Annotated in this window: 15 protein-coding genes and 1 tRNA gene; 12 read left to right on the top strand and 4 right to left on the bottom strand. The window is 64.9% G+C overall.

Annotated features, from left to right (window positions below; translation table 11 throughout):
- Positions 1-3: 3 nt before the first annotated feature.
- The 3 genes from GGR90_RS09225 to GGR90_RS09215 form a co-directional block, all read right to left on the bottom strand.
- Positions 4-1,209, bottom strand: coding sequence for an acyl-CoA dehydrogenase family protein (locus GGR90_RS09225; RefSeq protein ID WP_167921137.1), 1,206 nt, complete (start codon positions 1,207-1,209; stop codon positions 4-6).
- The gene (locus GGR90_RS09220; RefSeq protein ID WP_167921136.1) at positions 1,206-2,300 is read right to left on the bottom strand and encodes an acyl-CoA dehydrogenase family protein; all 1,095 of its coding nucleotides are present in this window, start codon (positions 2,298-2,300) and stop codon (positions 1,206-1,208) included. The genes GGR90_RS09225 and GGR90_RS09220 overlap by 4 nt, the downstream gene beginning before the upstream one ends.
- Before the next feature lie 103 nt (positions 2,301-2,403).
- Complete coding sequence (locus GGR90_RS09215) at positions 2,404-3,585, bottom strand: acyl-CoA dehydrogenase family protein (RefSeq protein WP_167921135.1); 1,182 nt, start codon at positions 3,583-3,585, stop codon at positions 2,404-2,406.
- Positions 3,586-3,705: 120 nt separating this feature from the next.
- Here GGR90_RS09215 and GGR90_RS09210 point away from each other — a divergent pair, with 120 nt between their 5' ends.
- Together GGR90_RS09210 and GGR90_RS09205 are read left to right on the top strand one after the other, a co-directional pair.
- Positions 3,706-4,686: an NAD(P)H-dependent flavin oxidoreductase gene (locus tag GGR90_RS09210; RefSeq protein ID WP_167921134.1), complete on the top strand. Its 981-nt coding sequence runs from the start codon at positions 3,706-3,708 to the stop codon at positions 4,684-4,686.
- 113 nt (positions 4,687-4,799) lie between these two features.
- Positions 4,800-5,882: a flavin reductase gene (locus tag GGR90_RS09205; RefSeq protein ID WP_209023662.1), complete on the top strand. Its 1,083-nt coding sequence runs from the start codon at positions 4,800-4,802 to the stop codon at positions 5,880-5,882.
- On the opposite strand, the gene GGR90_RS09200 is transcribed toward GGR90_RS09205, so the two are convergent.
- Positions 5,883-5,972: transfer RNA gene (locus GGR90_RS09200), tRNA-Ser, on the bottom strand.
- 144 nt (positions 5,973-6,116) lie between these two features.
- Between GGR90_RS09200 and GGR90_RS09195 the strand changes: the two genes are divergently transcribed.
- From GGR90_RS09195 to GGR90_RS09150, 10 genes are all read left to right on the top strand, one after another.
- Positions 6,117-7,181 (top strand): lytic murein transglycosylase, encoded by a 1,065-nt coding sequence (locus GGR90_RS09195; protein WP_167921133.1) that lies wholly within the window; start codon positions 6,117-6,119, stop codon positions 7,179-7,181.
- Between the two features lie 13 nt (positions 7,182-7,194).
- The gene (locus GGR90_RS09190) at positions 7,195-8,124 is read left to right on the top strand and encodes a septal ring lytic transglycosylase RlpA family protein (protein ID WP_245198556.1); all 930 of its coding nucleotides are present in this window, start codon (positions 7,195-7,197) and stop codon (positions 8,122-8,124) included.
- Positions 8,125-8,133: 9 nt separating this feature from the next.
- Positions 8,134-9,108: a D-alanyl-D-alanine carboxypeptidase family protein gene (locus tag GGR90_RS09185; RefSeq protein WP_280740842.1), complete on the top strand. Its 975-nt coding sequence runs from the start codon at positions 8,134-8,136 to the stop codon at positions 9,106-9,108.
- Between the two features lie 75 nt (positions 9,109-9,183).
- On the top strand, positions 9,184-9,807 hold the full coding sequence (gene tmk, locus GGR90_RS09180) for a dTMP kinase (RefSeq protein WP_167921130.1): 624 nt from the start codon (positions 9,184-9,186) through the stop codon (positions 9,805-9,807).
- Positions 9,795-10,784 (top strand): DNA polymerase III subunit delta', encoded by a 990-nt coding sequence (locus tag GGR90_RS09175; protein WP_167921129.1) that lies wholly within the window; start codon positions 9,795-9,797, stop codon positions 10,782-10,784. The genes tmk and GGR90_RS09175 overlap by 13 nt, the downstream gene beginning before the upstream one ends.
- A gap of 38 nt (positions 10,785-10,822) precedes the next feature.
- Positions 10,823-12,406 carry a methionine--tRNA ligase gene (gene metG, locus GGR90_RS09170; protein WP_167921128.1) on the top strand — a complete coding sequence of 528 codons (1,584 nt, stop codon included), beginning with the start codon at positions 10,823-10,825 and terminating at the stop codon, positions 12,404-12,406.
- A complete protein-coding gene (locus tag GGR90_RS09165; protein WP_167921127.1) occupies positions 12,406-13,182 on the top strand; it encodes a TatD family hydrolase in 777 nt (258 codons plus the stop codon). The genes metG and GGR90_RS09165 overlap by 1 nt, the downstream gene beginning before the upstream one ends.
- 13 nt (positions 13,183-13,195) lie before the next feature.
- Complete coding sequence (locus GGR90_RS09160) at positions 13,196-13,960, top strand: MBL fold metallo-hydrolase (RefSeq protein ID WP_167921126.1); 765 nt, start codon at positions 13,196-13,198, stop codon at positions 13,958-13,960.
- On the top strand, positions 13,957-14,133 hold the full coding sequence (locus tag GGR90_RS09155; RefSeq protein WP_167921125.1) for a hypothetical protein: 177 nt from the start codon (positions 13,957-13,959) through the stop codon (positions 14,131-14,133). The genes GGR90_RS09160 and GGR90_RS09155 overlap by 4 nt, the downstream gene beginning before the upstream one ends.
- On the top strand, positions 14,130-14,468 hold the full coding sequence (locus GGR90_RS09150; RefSeq protein ID WP_167921124.1) for a YciI family protein: 339 nt from the start codon (positions 14,130-14,132) through the stop codon (positions 14,466-14,468). The genes GGR90_RS09155 and GGR90_RS09150 overlap by 4 nt, the downstream gene beginning before the upstream one ends.
- Positions 14,469-14,491 lie beyond the last annotated feature (23 nt).

The raw sequence follows: 14,491 nt of genomic DNA, 5'->3' as shown, positions 1-14,491 counted from the left end.
TCCTCAGGCCGGAATCTGGTTGAAGGGGATGCCCTTGTCGGGGCGATGGTCCTGCGGAAGCCCGAGGATGCGCTCTGCGATCGTGTTGAGCAAAGTTTCGTCCGACCCGCCCGCGATGCGGCCCGTCGGCGCATTGATCCAGCTCGACGCCCAGTCGTCCTTGAGCGAGGCATGTTCGTCGAACGCAAAGGCATCGGTCCCCTGCAGGTCGAGCGCGAGTTCGGACAGCTTCTGGCGCGAGCGCACCGCGACGAGCTTGTTGAGCGAACCTTCGGGACCCGGCGTCATCCCCGCCTGCATCATCAGCCGCGCGCGGCGGTTGATCGAATCGAGTCCGGCGCGCATCGCGTAATTGCGCGCGATCTGCTGACGGATGCGGCCGTCCTCGATCGCGGGGCGGCCGTTCAGCCGGACCTCTTTCGCAAGATCGACGAACAGATCGAGGTGCGGACCGAAGCCCGCGCTGTCGGTCGCGACATAGCGTTCGATCATCAGCGTCGCGAGCGCGACGGCGAAGCCGCCGCCGACCGGCGACATGCGATGGTCGTCGCTGATCTTCACATCGTCGAAGAAAACTTCGTTCACATGGCTGTCGCCACCCGCGAGCTTGATCGGGCGCACCGTGACGCCCGGCGCCTTCATGTCGACCCAAAAATAGGTGAGCCCTTTGTGCTTCGCGACCGTCGGGTCGGTGCGCACGACGATGACGCCATAATCGCTATATTGCGCCCAGCTGGTCCAGACCTTTTGCCCGTTGATCTTCCAGCCGTTGCCGTCGGTCTCGGCGCGGGTGCGCAGGCCGGCAAGATCGGTGCCGCCCGAGGGTTCGGAAAAGAGCTGGCACCAGATTTCCTCGCCTTGCAGCGCCTTCAGCACGCGCTCCTTCACAAACTCGCGGTCGCTGCCGAACTGCATCAGCACCGGCACGGGCATGCCGAGCGAAATCCCGAAATAGACGTTCGGGAAGCCGTGCTTCATCTCCTCGCCCTCGAAAGTGATTTTTTCGAGGTGGCCAAGGCCCTGGCCGCCGAGGTCGGTCGGCCAGTTGATGCCGGCATAACCCGCGTCGAATTTCGCCTTCTGGTAACGGCGGCCGAGCGCGAGATCTTCCTCGACGGCCAGCCCCTTGCGCGCCGCCTTTCCAAATGTTGGAACCATCGATTCGCACCAAGCCGCAGCTTTGGCGCGATAGGTTTCGAGATCGGTCATGCGGCGCCTCCTGCCAGCCGGTCGACGAGCACATCCTCCCAGAAGAAGCTGCTCCCCTGTTCGAGCGCGAGTGTACGCGAGCGGCGTATGTGCAGATGCAATCCGATCTCCCACGTCACGCCGATGCCGCCATGGATCTGGACGCAGTCGCGCGCGGCGGTGTCATATGCCTCGGTCGCCGACAGCCGCGCGGCGGCGGCCGCGATGATGAAGTCATCCTGTTCCTCGCGCGCCGCAGCGTGGATCGCATTGGCGCGCGCGAGTTCGACGAGGCCGTAGAGCTCGGCGATGCGGTGCTTGATCGACTGAAAGGCGCCGATCGGCTGACCGAAAGCCTTGCGCGTCAAAGCATAATCGCGCGCGGTCTCCATCAGCGCCTCGGCGCCGCCTGTCTGTTCGTGCGCGGTGACGACCGCCTGCAATGCAAGAATATGGAGTGCCGCGGTGCGCGCCGCCTCACCGGTTACGAGCGTTTCGGCGGGTGTGTCGGCAAAGGTCAGATCGGCGATGCAACGGCTGTTGTCGAAGCTGTCGATCGCGTCGCGTGCGACGCCGGCCAAATCGGCGATTGCCAGCACAGACGTGCCGCCCTCGTCGGCGAAAACAACAGCGACATCGGCGAAAAGCCCGCCCGATACGCCGACAGCCCTTCCGCCGAGCTTGCCTGCCTTCAGCGCGACGCCGGGCCGGGCGGGCAAGGGATCGGGCCCCGCCGCGAACGCCACCGCGCCGATCGTCTCGCCGCTTGCAAGCCCGGGAAGCCAGCGCGCCTTTTGCGTGTCGTTACCGTAAAGCTCGATTGCCTTCGCCGCGCCAAAGCTCGACGTCAGGAACGGCGCACCGCTGAGCGATCGTCCTGCCTGATGCGCGATCAGCCCCAGCTCGACGAGGCCCAGCGCGAGTCCGCCAAACGCCTCGGGAAGCGCGAGCGCCGTCCAGCCCTGTTCCTTGGCCGTCGTCCAGAAATTCTCGTGATATCGGCCGCTGGTCTGGAGCAGCGGCAGCAGATCGTCCTTGCTGACCCGCCCCTCAAGCGCGCGCCGCGACTCGGTCGCGATCGCGTGCTGCCCTTCGTCGTACAAAATCGACATCGCCCCGTTTCCTCTACCCTTTGCTTTCGGCCATCATCCGAACGTTAACGTAAACGTCAAGTATTTTGACGCGGCGAGGGAGCGGGATCAACTGGCGCCCCTGTCAGGCGAGCCCGGCTTTCCAGTCGCGCTTGATCTTCTTCGCGAGGCTCCATTTGTGGACCTCGGTCGGGCCGTCGTAGATGCGGAAGGCGCGAACCTCGCGGAACACCTGCTCGACGATCGTTTTGTCCGTCACGCCGGTGCCGCCCATCACCTGCACGCAGCGGTCGGCGATGCGCATCAGCGCCTCCGACACCGCGACCTTCGCCATCGAGCTTTCGACCGTACCGAGCGATCCGGTGTCGAGCACGCCCGCGCACCAGTCGATCATCAACTCCGCCTGCTTCAAGTCGATCATATTCTCGGCGAGCATGAAACCCACGCCCTCATGTTCGATCAGCGGCCTGCCGAACGCCTCGCGACGATTGGCATAGTCGGTCGCGATCTCGTGCGCGCGGATGCAGGCGCCGAGCCAGCGCATGCAATGCGACAGGCGGGCAGGAGAGAGGCGGACCTGCGCATAACGGAAGCCTTCGCCAGCCTCGCCCAGCATCTGGTCGGCGGGCACACGCAGATTGTCGATCGTCAGCGTCGCGTGACCGCCGGGCATCGAACTGTCGATCGTGTTCGGCACATCGTCGATGCGGATGGCGGGATCGGGCAGGTCGATGAGGAACATGCACGCGCCTTCTTCCGCCTTCGCCATCACGATGCCCACACGCGCGCCCTGCGCACCGGTAATAAAGGTCTTGCGCCCGTTGATGACCCAATGATTGCCGTCGAGGTGGCACGTCGTCTTCATCATCGACGGGTCGGACCCGGCGCCGCCGTCCTCGGCGGGCTCGGTCATAAAAAAGGCCGAGCGAACGCGGCCCTCAACCATCGGCTTCAGGAAACGCGCCTTGAGTTCTGCGCTGCCTTCCTTGCCGAGCAGATACATATTGCCCTCGTCGGGGGCCATCGTGTTGCAGGCGAGGGGACCGAGCGGCGACAGGCCGCTCTTGATCAATACGACGGCGGTCTCGCGCTGGTTGAGGTGGCTGCCGTCGCTCAGAATGTGGGGAGTGAGCACACCGGCGGCGCGGGCATGCTCGCGCATCTCCATGACCAGCTCGTCGGTCGGCGCGCCATGATGGTCGCGGCGCGGGTCGGCTTCATAAGGGGCGACGGTTTCGCGCACGAAAGCTTCGACCTTTGCGGCGATGGCCAGCGCCCGATCCGATATGCCTTCGCCCGCCGTCATTCCGATTCCCTTCGCTATCTAACCACCTTCTTAGTCAACCCGACGTTGACGTAAGCGTCAAGTTATTTCATGGACCGGAACGAAGATGCCGTAAGGGCAGGACCGCACAGGAGGGATCGAATGGCTTTCAAGACACGCATCACCGAAATGCTGGGGATCGAACATCCGATCGTCCAGGGCGGGATGCAGAGCGTCGGCTATGCCGAACTGGCGAGCGCGGTGTCGAACGCCGGCGGCCTTGGCATATTGACCGCGCTGACCCAGCCGACCCCCGCGGCGCTCGCCGCCGAGATCGAGCGGTGCCGCGCGATGACCGACAAGCCGTTCGGCGTGAACCTGACCGTCTTTCCGACGATCAACGCGCCCGATTACAAAGCCTATGCGCAGGCGATCATCGACGGCGGGGTCAAGATCGTCGAAACCGCGGGAACGCAGGCGGTGCGCGAGATCTGGGAGATGCTGAAACCCCATGGCGTCACCATCCTCCACAAATGCACCGCGGTTCGCCACGCGCTGTCGGCCGAGCGCGCGGGCTGCGACATCATCTCGATCGACGGCTTCGAATGCGCCGGTCATCCGGGTGAGGACGATATCCCGGGGCTGATCCTGATCCCCGCCGCCGCCGACAAGGTGAAGATCCCGATGCTCGCGTCGGGCGGTTTCGGCGACGGGCGCGGGCTCGTCGCGGCGCTGTCGCTGGGCGCCGAGGGCATCAACATGGGCACACGCTTCTGCGCAACCGTCGAGGCGCCGATCCACGACAATGTGAAACAGGCCTATGTCGAGAATGACGAGCGCGGCAGCTTCCTGATCTTCCGCAGCCTCAAGAACACCGCGCGCGTCGGCAAGAGCGCCGTGAGCGAAGAGGTCGTGCGCCGCCTCGCGGTTCCCGACGCCACCTTCGCCGATGTCGCCGAACTGGTGAACGGCAAGGCGGGCCGCGAATTGCTCGAGAGCGGCGATCTGTCGAAGGGCGTTTTCTGGGCGGGCATGGTGCAGGGACTGATCCACGACATCCCGACCTGCAAGCAGTTGATCGACCGGATCATCGCCGAGGCCGACGCGATCGTCGATCAGCGGCTCGCCTCGCTGCGCGCCTGACGCGCCTCCACGCTGGCGCGCCGCGACCGCTTTCGATATGATCCGATTCTTTGCAATCTGATGGTATCGAAGCCCGCCGGCGTCCGCGCCCGCCGGCGCGGCAAGGGGGATGTTTGAGCCTCATCGAATATAAGGGTTTCGGCGGAGTTCCTCTGGCAGCCGACATGCTCGGCGACGAAAATGACCCCGCCGTGCTGTTGGTCCCCGAGGTGGGGCAGGGCCGGACCGCGTGGCGCGAGGTCGCCGAAGCGCTGGTGCTTTCGGGCCGCCGCGTCGTGAATCTCGACCTTCGCGGCGACAGGGAACTCGCGCCGCATATCGAAGATCTCAGAGCGGTGCTCGCCCAGATGGGATCGCGCCCGGTGGTGGTGGCCGCTGGGCGCGGCAGCTGGATCGCGACGCGCGCGCTGGGGCTCGACGGCGCGCATCTCGCCGCGGGCCTCGTTCTCGTCGACATGCCGGTCGATGAGGATGCCGTTGAAAGCGGGGTCGCAGCGCGGCTGGCGTTGCCCACGCTGGTCGTACGCGGCGGCTTCTCGCCCGCGCAAGACAGCGCGGCCAGCGAGGCATTCAACGCGGCACTGCCGTTCGGCGAGAGCGCCGACATCAACGAATGCGACCTCGAACTTGCCTCCGACCGTAAAGAGGCATTGCTCGGCCAGCTCCTCGAATTCCTCGAGCGCCGCCAGCCGCGCGAGGCCATGGAATTCAAGGCCGGATCGGACCCGCGCACGCTGCGCGACGCCATGGGCTGCTTCGCGACCGGCATCACGATCGTCACCGCGCTCGACGCGGCGGGAACGCCCGTGGGGCTGACCGCGAACAGCTTCACCTCGGTTTCGCTCGACCCGCCGCTGCTGCTCGTGTGCATCGCCAACACGGCGGGAACCGCGCCGGTGCTTCGCGGGGCGGCGCATTTCGGGGTCAACGTCTTGCAAATCGGCCAGCAGCCCGCGTCGAACCGTTTTGCTGCCAGGGGCGAGGATCGTTTCGCCAACCAGCCGTGGGCGCCGGGGCAAACCGGTGTGCCGCTGCTCGGCGGTTCGCTCGTGTCGTTCGAATGCCAGCGCGAATCGCTTCACGAGGCGGGCGATCATTTCATCCTTGTCGGCCGGGTCGTCCGTGCACAGTTCGAACCGCACCGCGACCCCTTGCTCTATTTCCGCGGGAAATATCGCCGGCTGCATTTCGCCTGATGGCGGACAGGGTGGGATTCGAACCCACGGTGAGCTTGCACCCACGGCGGTTTTCAAGACCGCTGCCTTAAACCACTCGGCCACCTGTCCTTGGCCCGCCGCCATAGCGCGGCGGCGCCCGGCGGCAAGCGAAACCTTGCCCGCTCGACCCACCGCGCGAATGACTCGCCTCGTCCTGCGGCGACCTAGCCAAGCCGCTCGCATCTGTGCGAGACACGCCTTATGGGTGGGGACATGATACACGCTATAAGTTTCAGAGCCGGACGCCTTTTCGGGATCGCTGCCGCTTTCCTGTCGGCATGGATGCTCACCGCTTCGGCGCCGCTTCATGCGCAGAGCGGCGATGCCGGCTTCGATACCTATGTCCAGTCGCTATGGCCGAAGGCGCAGGCGCGCGGCGTGTCGCGCACGACCTTCGACCGGGTGACGGCGGGGCTGCGCTACAATCCGCGCGTCGTCGCGCTCGACCGCGACAATCTGGGCAGCCCGCCGAACCCCAACACCCCGATCCCGGCTTTCGCGCCGTACAGGGCGAAGCATGTCGATGCCGCGCGCATCGGCGGCGGGCGCCGCGTCCATGACCGGTTGCTCCCGCTTCTGTCGCGGATCGAGCAGCGCACCGGCGTTCCGACGAGCATCATGATCGCCATTTACGGCCATGAAACCGCCTATGGCCAGGTCACGGGCGGTTTCGACCTGCCCGAGGCGCTCGCCACCCTGGCCTATGAAGGACGCCGCCGCAGCCTGTTCGAGCCCGAGTTGATCGCGACGCTGGTGATGGTCGAGCGCGGCGTGCCCCGCGGCGTGCTGAAGGGCAGCTGGGCCGGCGCCTTCGGTTATCCCCAATTCCTGCCGTCGGTCTATCTCCGCGTCGCCGAGGACGGCGACGGCGACGGCGTCGCGCGGATCTGGTCGAGCGAAGCCGACGCGATCGAGTCGATCGGCTCTTATCTTCGCAACGCCGGCTGGCGCGCCGGGCAACCCTGGGGCGTCGCCGTCACGGTCCCCGCGAGCTTCAATCGCGGCGCGGTCGCCAATCGCCTGACCCCGACGCGCTGCCCGCGCGTCTTCGATCGTCACAGCCGTTGGCGATCGATGGCCGAATGGCGCGCGGCCGGCATTCGGTCGGTCAACGGACGCTGGCCCGATGGCAATGTGCAGGCGACTCTGCTCGAACCCGATGGACCTGGCCGGACCGCATATTTGCTGACCGGTAACTATCGTGCGATATTGGACTATAATTGTTCCAATTTTTACGCATTATCTGTGGGGTTGCTGGCGGATGAAATCGATCGTTAGGGGCGGGGGCTTGATGGCCGGGGCAGCGTTGCTGCTGTCCGGTTGCGGCAGTTTGGACGGTAAACGCGAAGCAGGACCGACGGCGAGCCCGGCGCCTGCGGTCACGGGCGTGACCGATGTACCGGTGACGATCGGCGATCCGTACAAAATCGGCGGAGTGACCTATACGCCCATCGACGTCGCTGACTATGACGAGGTCGGCTATGCGGGCTGGTACGGCGACGATCTCGCCGGAAAGCCGACGGCGAACGGCGAAACCTTCGATCCCGCGAGCATCAGCGCGGCGCACAAGACCCTGCCGCTGCCCAGCTATGTCGAGGTGACCGCGCTCGACACCGGGCGGACGATCCTTGTCCGCGTCAACGACCGCGGCCCGATGGTCACCGACCGCCTGATCGGCCTTTCGCGCGGCGCGGCGGAGCAGCTCGGCATCGCCGATGGCGTCACCGCGGTCCGCGTGCGCCGAACGAACCCGCCCGCCGCCGAACGCAGGCTGCTTCGTGCCGGGGAGCCGGTTCGCGAACGGATTGCCACGCCCCAATCACTGCTGGCGATTCTCCGGGCCAAGGCGAAAGAATTGCCGGCACCGAAAGCCGCTACTGCGTCGACGCCCGCCAGTCCCGCGACCGCATCTGCGGCTGGCAAGGCGGGGGAGGGCCGCTTCATCGTCGAAGGTCCCGGAACGAAGGTGCCGGCGCCTCCACCGCAACCCGGCACCAAGCCCGCAGCCACCGCCGGCAGCTATTTTGTGCAGGTAGGCGCCTTCAGCACCGAGAGCCGCGCCACGGCAGCTGCGAAATTGGTGGGCGGGCATGTCAGCAAGGCCGGCAATCTCTGGCGTGTGCGCATGGGGCCGTTCGCCGGCGACGCCGAGGCGCGCAGCGCGCAGGCGACGGCGAAGGCCAAGGGGTTTCGCGACGCCTTGATCCAACGCGACCGTTGACCGCCTGATATGCGCAAGCCAGCCGTGTTTTTCCGAACCGCCGCAACCGCCCTGTCGGGCTTTGTGCTGCTTCTCTCCCATCCCGTCGCATCGGCTCGCGAGGCAAGCCCGAAGAGCGCGCCGGTCACCCGCGCACCCTATGTCACCGAAGCGCCCGTCGTGATGCTCAAGGATCTCGATTCGGGCCGGATTCTCTTTTCACGCGGCGCCGACAAACGCTTCGCACCCGCATCCATGGCCAAGGTGATGACCGCCTATGTCGTCGTCGACTTGATCGAGAAGGGCGAATTGTCGCGCGACAAGCTTTTCACAGTGAAGGACGCGACATGGAAGCTGTGGAGCGCGCGCCGCGGCGAATCCACCATGTTCCTGCGGGCGGGCGAGAAAGTGTCGGTCGATGATCTCCTCAAGGGACTGATCACTGTTTCGGGAAACGACGCGGCATCGGTTCTTGCCGTGGGCATCGACGGCAGTGAGGCCGCTTTCGTTAAGCGAATGAATGACATGGCGGTAAAGATTGGTATGGTGTCGAGCCGATTCGGCACGGCGAGCGGCTGGCCCGACGGCGGAGTCACCCAAGTCAGCGCGGGCGATCTGATCCTGCTTGCCGACCGGCTGATCCGCGATCACCCGCGCGCCTATGCCCGCTATTTCTCGATCCCGAAATTCCAGCACGGGATGTCGCCCGACGGCAAACCGATCATCCAGTCGAACCGCAATCCGATTCTGGGCCGTTTCGTCGGCGCGGACGGGCTCAAAACGGGGCATACGTCGGAAGCTGGCTATTGCTTTCTCGGTTCCGCGAAGCGCGACGGGCGCCGCCTGATCATGGTGGTGGCGGGCCTGCCCAGCGACAAGGCGCGCCGCGAAGAGGCCGAACGGCTGATGAACTGGGGCTTTGCGAACAAAAGCATGTCGGTTGCAGCCCAAAATCGGCACGGCGGCATGCCGAAAGGCCGAACGAACGCTGCTGGGGCGAGATGACAAAAGCGATCGGCCGGGCTACGGCCCGGTCATGCACGGCCCGCTTTCCATTCCTCACCATCGCGGACTAGCGACGTGACGCCCGGTCGATTCGTCACGCTTGAGGGCGGGGAGGGCGTCGGCAAGTCGACACAGATTCGCGCGCTTGCCGCCGCTCTCGAAGCACGCGGACTCGAAATCGTCGCGACGCGCGAGCCCGGCGGCAGCACCGGCGCCGAGGCGATCCGGACGCTGTTGATGGAAGGCAGCGACGACCGCTGGAATGCGCGGAGCGAAGCCCTGCTCTTCGCCGCCGCACGCGCCGACCATGTCGCGCGCACGATCCGCCCGGCGCTGGCGCGCGGCGCCTGGGTCTTGTGCGATCGTTTCGTCGATTCGAGCCGCGCCTATCAGGGCGGGGGCGGCGGAATCACCGACGCCGATCTCCTTGCGCTGCACGGCTTCGGTTCGGAAGGATTACTGCCCGACCGCACCTTCCTGCTCACCGTCAGCCTCGACGAGGCGGCGCGGCGCCTCGCCGAACGTGGCGGCAGCGACCGCATGGGGAGCAAGCCCCGCGACTATCAGGCGCGCCTCGCCGCCCGCTTCGCCGAAATGGCCGGGGCCGAATCCGGACGCTGGCGGATCGTCGATGCCGACAAAAGCGCCGAAGAGGTGACGGCGGCGATCTTCGCGGAGCTCGTAGAATGGCTGCCATGATCGGCCATCAGGATGCCGAAAAGGCGTTCCTCGAAGCGTGGCAGGGCGGCCGCATCCATCATGCCTGGCTGCTGGCCGGGCCGCAGGGGATGGGGAAGGGCGCTTTTGCCGAGCGGGTCGCGCGCTTTCTCGTCACGCATGGGCGCAGCGGCGAAGGCGAGGCGATCCCGCTCGACGATCGCGGCGACGATGCGGCGGCGCGATTGGTCGACGCGGGCAACCATCCCGAAACTCTGCGCCTCGCCCGCCAGCCGAAGGACAAGTCCAAGGACCTCGCGCGCAACATCACGATCGAACAGATTCGGCAAATGATCCGCCGCCTGCATCTGTCCCTGTCGCTTGGCGAATGGCGCGTGATCATCGTCGACGCGGTCGACGACCTTGAAACCGACGGGGCGAACGCGCTGCTCAAGACGCTGGAAGAGCCTCCGGCGAAAACCCTTTTTCTGCTCGTCAGCCACTCGCCCGGACGCCTGTTGCCGACGATCCGCTCACGGTGCAGAACCCTGCGTTTTCAACCCGTTGCCCGTGACGCCATGACGACATGGCTGCACGAGCTGCGGCCGATGATAGAGATGGACGAGCTGCGTGCGATCGTTGCCGCATCGGGCGGGGTGCCGGGCAAGGCGCTGGCGCTCATCGATAGCGACGTGGCGGTCATGGAGAAGAAGTTGATGGCGATCGCGACGAGCGGCGATCCCGAAAACCGGCTGCGCGAGGCACTGGCCCGCGAAGTCGGCGGCACGAGCAATCGCGCCCGCCTCGAGCTGGTGATCGATATCGTGCCGGGCCTACTCTCCCGCATCGCGCGCGAGCGCCCGATTGCCGAAATCGCGCCGATCCTAGCGCAATGGGACCGCGTTCAGCGCACAGTCCGCGATGCAATCCGCGGATCCTATGACGGCGCGATGGTCGGCTTCGAAATCGGCAATTGCCTCGCCGAATTGGCGCCGCGACCGGAACGGGCCGCACGCTGACGCTTTCCCTCCCTCGCGCCAGCGGCTAAGGCGCGCGCATGTCCGAAGATAACGCACCTTTCTACATCACCACCGCGATCAGCTACCCCAATGGCCGTCCGCATATCGGCCACGCTTATGAAGCGATCGCCACCGATGTCATGGCGCGTTTCCAGCGCGCGCGGGGCCGCGACGTGCGGCTCGTCACCGGAACCGACGAACATGGGCTGAAGATGTTTCAGACCGCGCGCGACCAAGGACGCGCAACGATCGATCTGGCTGACGAAATGTCGGGTTATTTCCGAGAGATGTATGCCAAACTGAATATCAGCTATGATGTCTTCACGCGCACGTCGGACGCGGCGCATCATGCGGCTTCGCAGGCGCTCTGGAAGGCGATGGAGGCCAATGGCGATCTTTATCTCGACCGCTATGAGGGCTGGTATTCGGTCCGCGACGAAGCCTTTTACGACGAGAGCGAACTGACCGACGGGGAAGGGGGCGTCCGCCTCTCGCCGCAAGGGACGCCGGTCGAATGGACGGTCGAGGAAAGCTGGTTCTTTCGTCTGTCGAACTATCAGGACCGGCTGCTCGCGCTCTACAAGGAGCAGCCCGATTTCATCCGCCCCGAAAGCCGGCGCAACGAAGTGCTCCGCTTTGTCGAAGGCGGACTCAAGGATCTCAGCGTCTCGCGCACCAGCTTCGACTGGGGCGTGCCGGTGCCGGGATCGCCGGGGCATGTGATGTATGTCTGGGTCGATGCCCTCACGACCTATCTCTCGGGTCTCGGCTATCCCGATCCGGACAGCGACTTCGGAAAATTCTGGCCGGCGAATATCCATATGATCGGCAAGGATATCGTTCGTTTTCATACGGTTTACTGGCCGGCGTTCTTGATGAGCGCCAATCTGCCGCTGCCGAAGCAGGTGTTCGGCCACGGCTTCCTTCTGAATCGCGGCGAGAAAATGTCGAAATCGCTCGGCAATGTCGTCGACCCGATGGTGCTCGCCGACCAGTTCGGCGTCGATGCGCTGCGCTATTATCTGCTCCGCGAAGTCAGCTTCGGGCAGGATGGCAGCTATTCGGCCGAGGCGATCGTTCGCACCGCGAACGCCGATCTCGCGAACAGTTTCGGCAATCTCGCGCAGCGCAGCTTGTCGATGATTTTCAAGAATTTAGATGGCGTTCTGTCGAATGATTGGTCGCCGACAGACGATGACATAAGCTTGATTGCCGACATACTCGATATGGCGCGTGTACGCCTGCCGCGCGAATTCGAGCAGCTCGCCTTTTCGGTGGGCATCGAGGATTGGATCCGCGCCGTCTTCGCGTGCAACCAATATGTCGATACGCAAGCGCCATGGGCGCTCCGCAAGACCGACCCCGAGCGCATGCGCGCGGTGCTGATGACGCTGTTTCAGGCGGTTCGTACGCTGGCAATCGCGATCCGCCCGGTGGTGCCCGCAGCCGCCGACAAGCTGCTCGATCAGATGGGCATCGCCGAGGATACGCGCGATTTTGCGGCACTTGCTGACATGGGCTGGTTCGAGAAGCTGGTTGCAAGCGGTTTCGCGGTCGGCCAGCCTGTGCCAATCTTCCCGCGCCTCGAATTGCCTGAGGGAGAAGAGGAAGGGGAGGCGTAATGCTCGTCGATTCGCACTGCCACCTCAATTACAAGGGGCTCGCCGAGCAGCAGGGCGAGGTGCTGGTGCGTGCACGGGAGCGGGGTGTCACGGCGATGCTCAACATCGCGACGCGCGAAAGCGAATGGGACGATGTGCTTGCGGCCGCGGAGGCCAATCCGGATGTGTGGGCGAGCGTCGGCATCCATCCGCACGACGCCGATCATCATCCCGACGTCGACACGGCCAAGCTGGTCGAGCGCGCCGCGCATTCGCGGGTGATCGGCATCGGCGAGACCGGGCTCGACTATTATTACGACAAGAGCGATCGGGCGCGACAGCAGGACAGTTTCCGTCGCCACATCCACGCGTCGCAGCAGACCGGCCTGCCGATCATCGTCCACACCCGCGATGCCGAAGCGGATACGCTGGCGCTGCTTGGCGAGGAGATGGCCCGCGCGGTATTCCCCGGCGTGATCCACTGCTTCACCGCGAGCGACGATTTCGCGCGGAAGGCGCTCGATCTCGGCCTCTACATCTCGATCTCGGGAATCGTGACCTTCAAGAACGCCGCCGAGCTTCAGGCGACCGCCAAATGGCTTCCGCAGGATCGGCTGTTGATCGAAACCGACTCCCCATTTCTCGCCCCCGTCCCGCACCGCGGCAAGACGGGCGAGCCCGCCTTTGTCGCCGACACGCTCGCCTTCCTCGCCGATCTGCGGGGCGAGGAAAAGGATGCGCTCGCGGCCGTAACAAGCGCCAATTTCTACACGCTTTTCAACAAGGCGGCGCCATGACGTCACGCGCCTTATGAAGCTTCGCATCCTTGGCTGCGGGACCTCTTCGGGGGTGCCACGGATCGGTAACGACTGGGGACAGTGCGATCCCGACAATCCTCGCAATTTGCGCAGCCGCGCATCGATCATGGTATCGCTCGGCGGCTTTCGCATCCTCGTCGACACCAGCCCCGATATGCGGCTGCAACTGCTCGACGCGGGAGTAGGCGAGATCGACGCCGTCATCTGGACGCACGAGCATGCGGATCACACCCATGGTCTCGACGATCTGCGCCAGGTCATGCACCTGCGCCGCTCGGCGGTTCCGGTCTATGCCCGCGATCACGTCCTCGACATATTGAAGTGGCGTTTCACCTACGCCTTTGCAGGCAATGCAGGATATCCGGCGTCGGTCGACCCGATCGATCTCCACGATCATCAATCGATCGGCCCGATCGAGGTTTCGGCGATCGAAATGCCGCACGGGCCGATCAAGGCGAGCGGACTGATCTTCAGCGACGGTGCGCACAGAATCGCATATGCCACTGATTTTTCGAAGTTTACCGACGAAATGATCGATTTCTTCCAAGGCGTCGACCTGTTCGTCATCGACGCACTGCGCCGTTATCCCCACCCGACGCATCCGCACCTTCAGATGACGCTGGAGGGGCTGGCGAAGGTCGGCAATCCGCGCGCGATTATCACGCATATGGACAATACGATGGATTACGAAGACCTTGCGGCCGAATTGCCCGGAGGGGTCGAACCGGGCTATGACGGGTTGGAGGTCCAGCTATGAGTGGTGATACCGTCGTCCAGACGCTGTGGTTCGCCGGCGCGTTCGCGTTGGTGCTCAGTTCGTTGCTCGCGCGCCGGTTGCCGATGGCCGACTGGCTCAAGATGACGCTCGCATGGGTCGCGATCTTCGGGCTCGTATTCCTTGTGATCCGGACGTGGCAGGCGGTGACATGACTAAATATCTTATCTCCTTCCCGAGCGAAGCCATGGTCGTCGCCGACGAGGAATTGCCCGAGGTCTCCGTCGACGCGCACGCCGTGATCGAAGAAGCCAAGGCTGCGGGCGTCTATGTGTTCGGCGGCGGAATCGACGAGCAGGTCGATCCGGTGTTGGTTTCGGGCGACGGATCGGTATCGGAGCGGACTTATCCGGGCAGCCGGATCAAGGGCGGGTTCACCGTGCTCGAGCTGCCGATCCGCGAAGATGCCGTCGAATGGGCGCGAAAGATCGCGGTGGCCTGCCGTTGCCCGCAGGAGCTTCGCGCGTTCATGTACGATCCCGCGAGCTAAGAAAGAGGGCGGACCGCATGGCG

This window comes from Sphingopyxis italica (assembly GCF_011926545.1).
Classification (GTDB): domain Bacteria; phylum Pseudomonadota; class Alphaproteobacteria; order Sphingomonadales; family Sphingomonadaceae; genus Sphingopyxis; species Sphingopyxis italica.
The sequence above is the reverse complement of the archived record's forward strand: the minus strand, read 5'-3'. Positions and strand labels throughout refer to the sequence as shown.

Excerpts from the sequence above, each read along its gene's own strand:
- GGR90_RS09225 (WP_167921137.1), bottom strand. The coding sequence starts at position 1,209 with ATGACCGATCTCGAAACCTATCGCGCCAAAGCTGCGGCTTGGTGCGAA.
- GGR90_RS09220 (WP_167921136.1), bottom strand. The coding sequence starts at position 2,300 with ATGTCGATTTTGTACGACGAAGGGCAGCACGCGATCGCGACCGAGTCG.
- GGR90_RS09215 (WP_167921135.1), bottom strand. The coding sequence starts at position 3,585 with ATGACGGCGGGCGAAGGCATATCGGATCGGGCGCTGGCCATCGCCGCA.
- GGR90_RS09210 (WP_167921134.1), top strand. The coding sequence starts at position 3,706 with ATGGCTTTCAAGACACGCATCACCGAAATGCTGGGGATCGAACATCCG.
- GGR90_RS09195 (WP_167921133.1), top strand. The coding sequence starts at position 6,117 with ATGATACACGCTATAAGTTTCAGAGCCGGACGCCTTTTCGGGATCGCT.
- GGR90_RS09190 (WP_245198556.1), top strand. The coding sequence starts at position 7,195 with ATGGCCGGGGCAGCGTTGCTGCTGTCCGGTTGCGGCAGTTTGGACGGT.
- GGR90_RS09185 (WP_280740842.1), top strand. The coding sequence starts at position 8,134 with ATGCGCAAGCCAGCCGTGTTTTTCCGAACCGCCGCAACCGCCCTGTCG.
- GGR90_RS09175 (WP_167921129.1), top strand. The coding sequence starts at position 9,795 with ATGGCTGCCATGATCGGCCATCAGGATGCCGAAAAGGCGTTCCTCGAA.
- metG (WP_167921128.1), top strand. The coding sequence starts at position 10,823 with ATGTCCGAAGATAACGCACCTTTCTACATCACCACCGCGATCAGCTAC.
- GGR90_RS09165 (WP_167921127.1), top strand. The coding sequence starts at position 12,406 with ATGCTCGTCGATTCGCACTGCCACCTCAATTACAAGGGGCTCGCCGAG.
- GGR90_RS09160 (WP_167921126.1), top strand. The coding sequence starts at position 13,196 with ATGAAGCTTCGCATCCTTGGCTGCGGGACCTCTTCGGGGGTGCCACGG.
- GGR90_RS09155 (WP_167921125.1), top strand. The coding sequence starts at position 13,957 with ATGAGTGGTGATACCGTCGTCCAGACGCTGTGGTTCGCCGGCGCGTTC.
- GGR90_RS09150 (WP_167921124.1), top strand. The coding sequence starts at position 14,130 with ATGACTAAATATCTTATCTCCTTCCCGAGCGAAGCCATGGTCGTCGCC.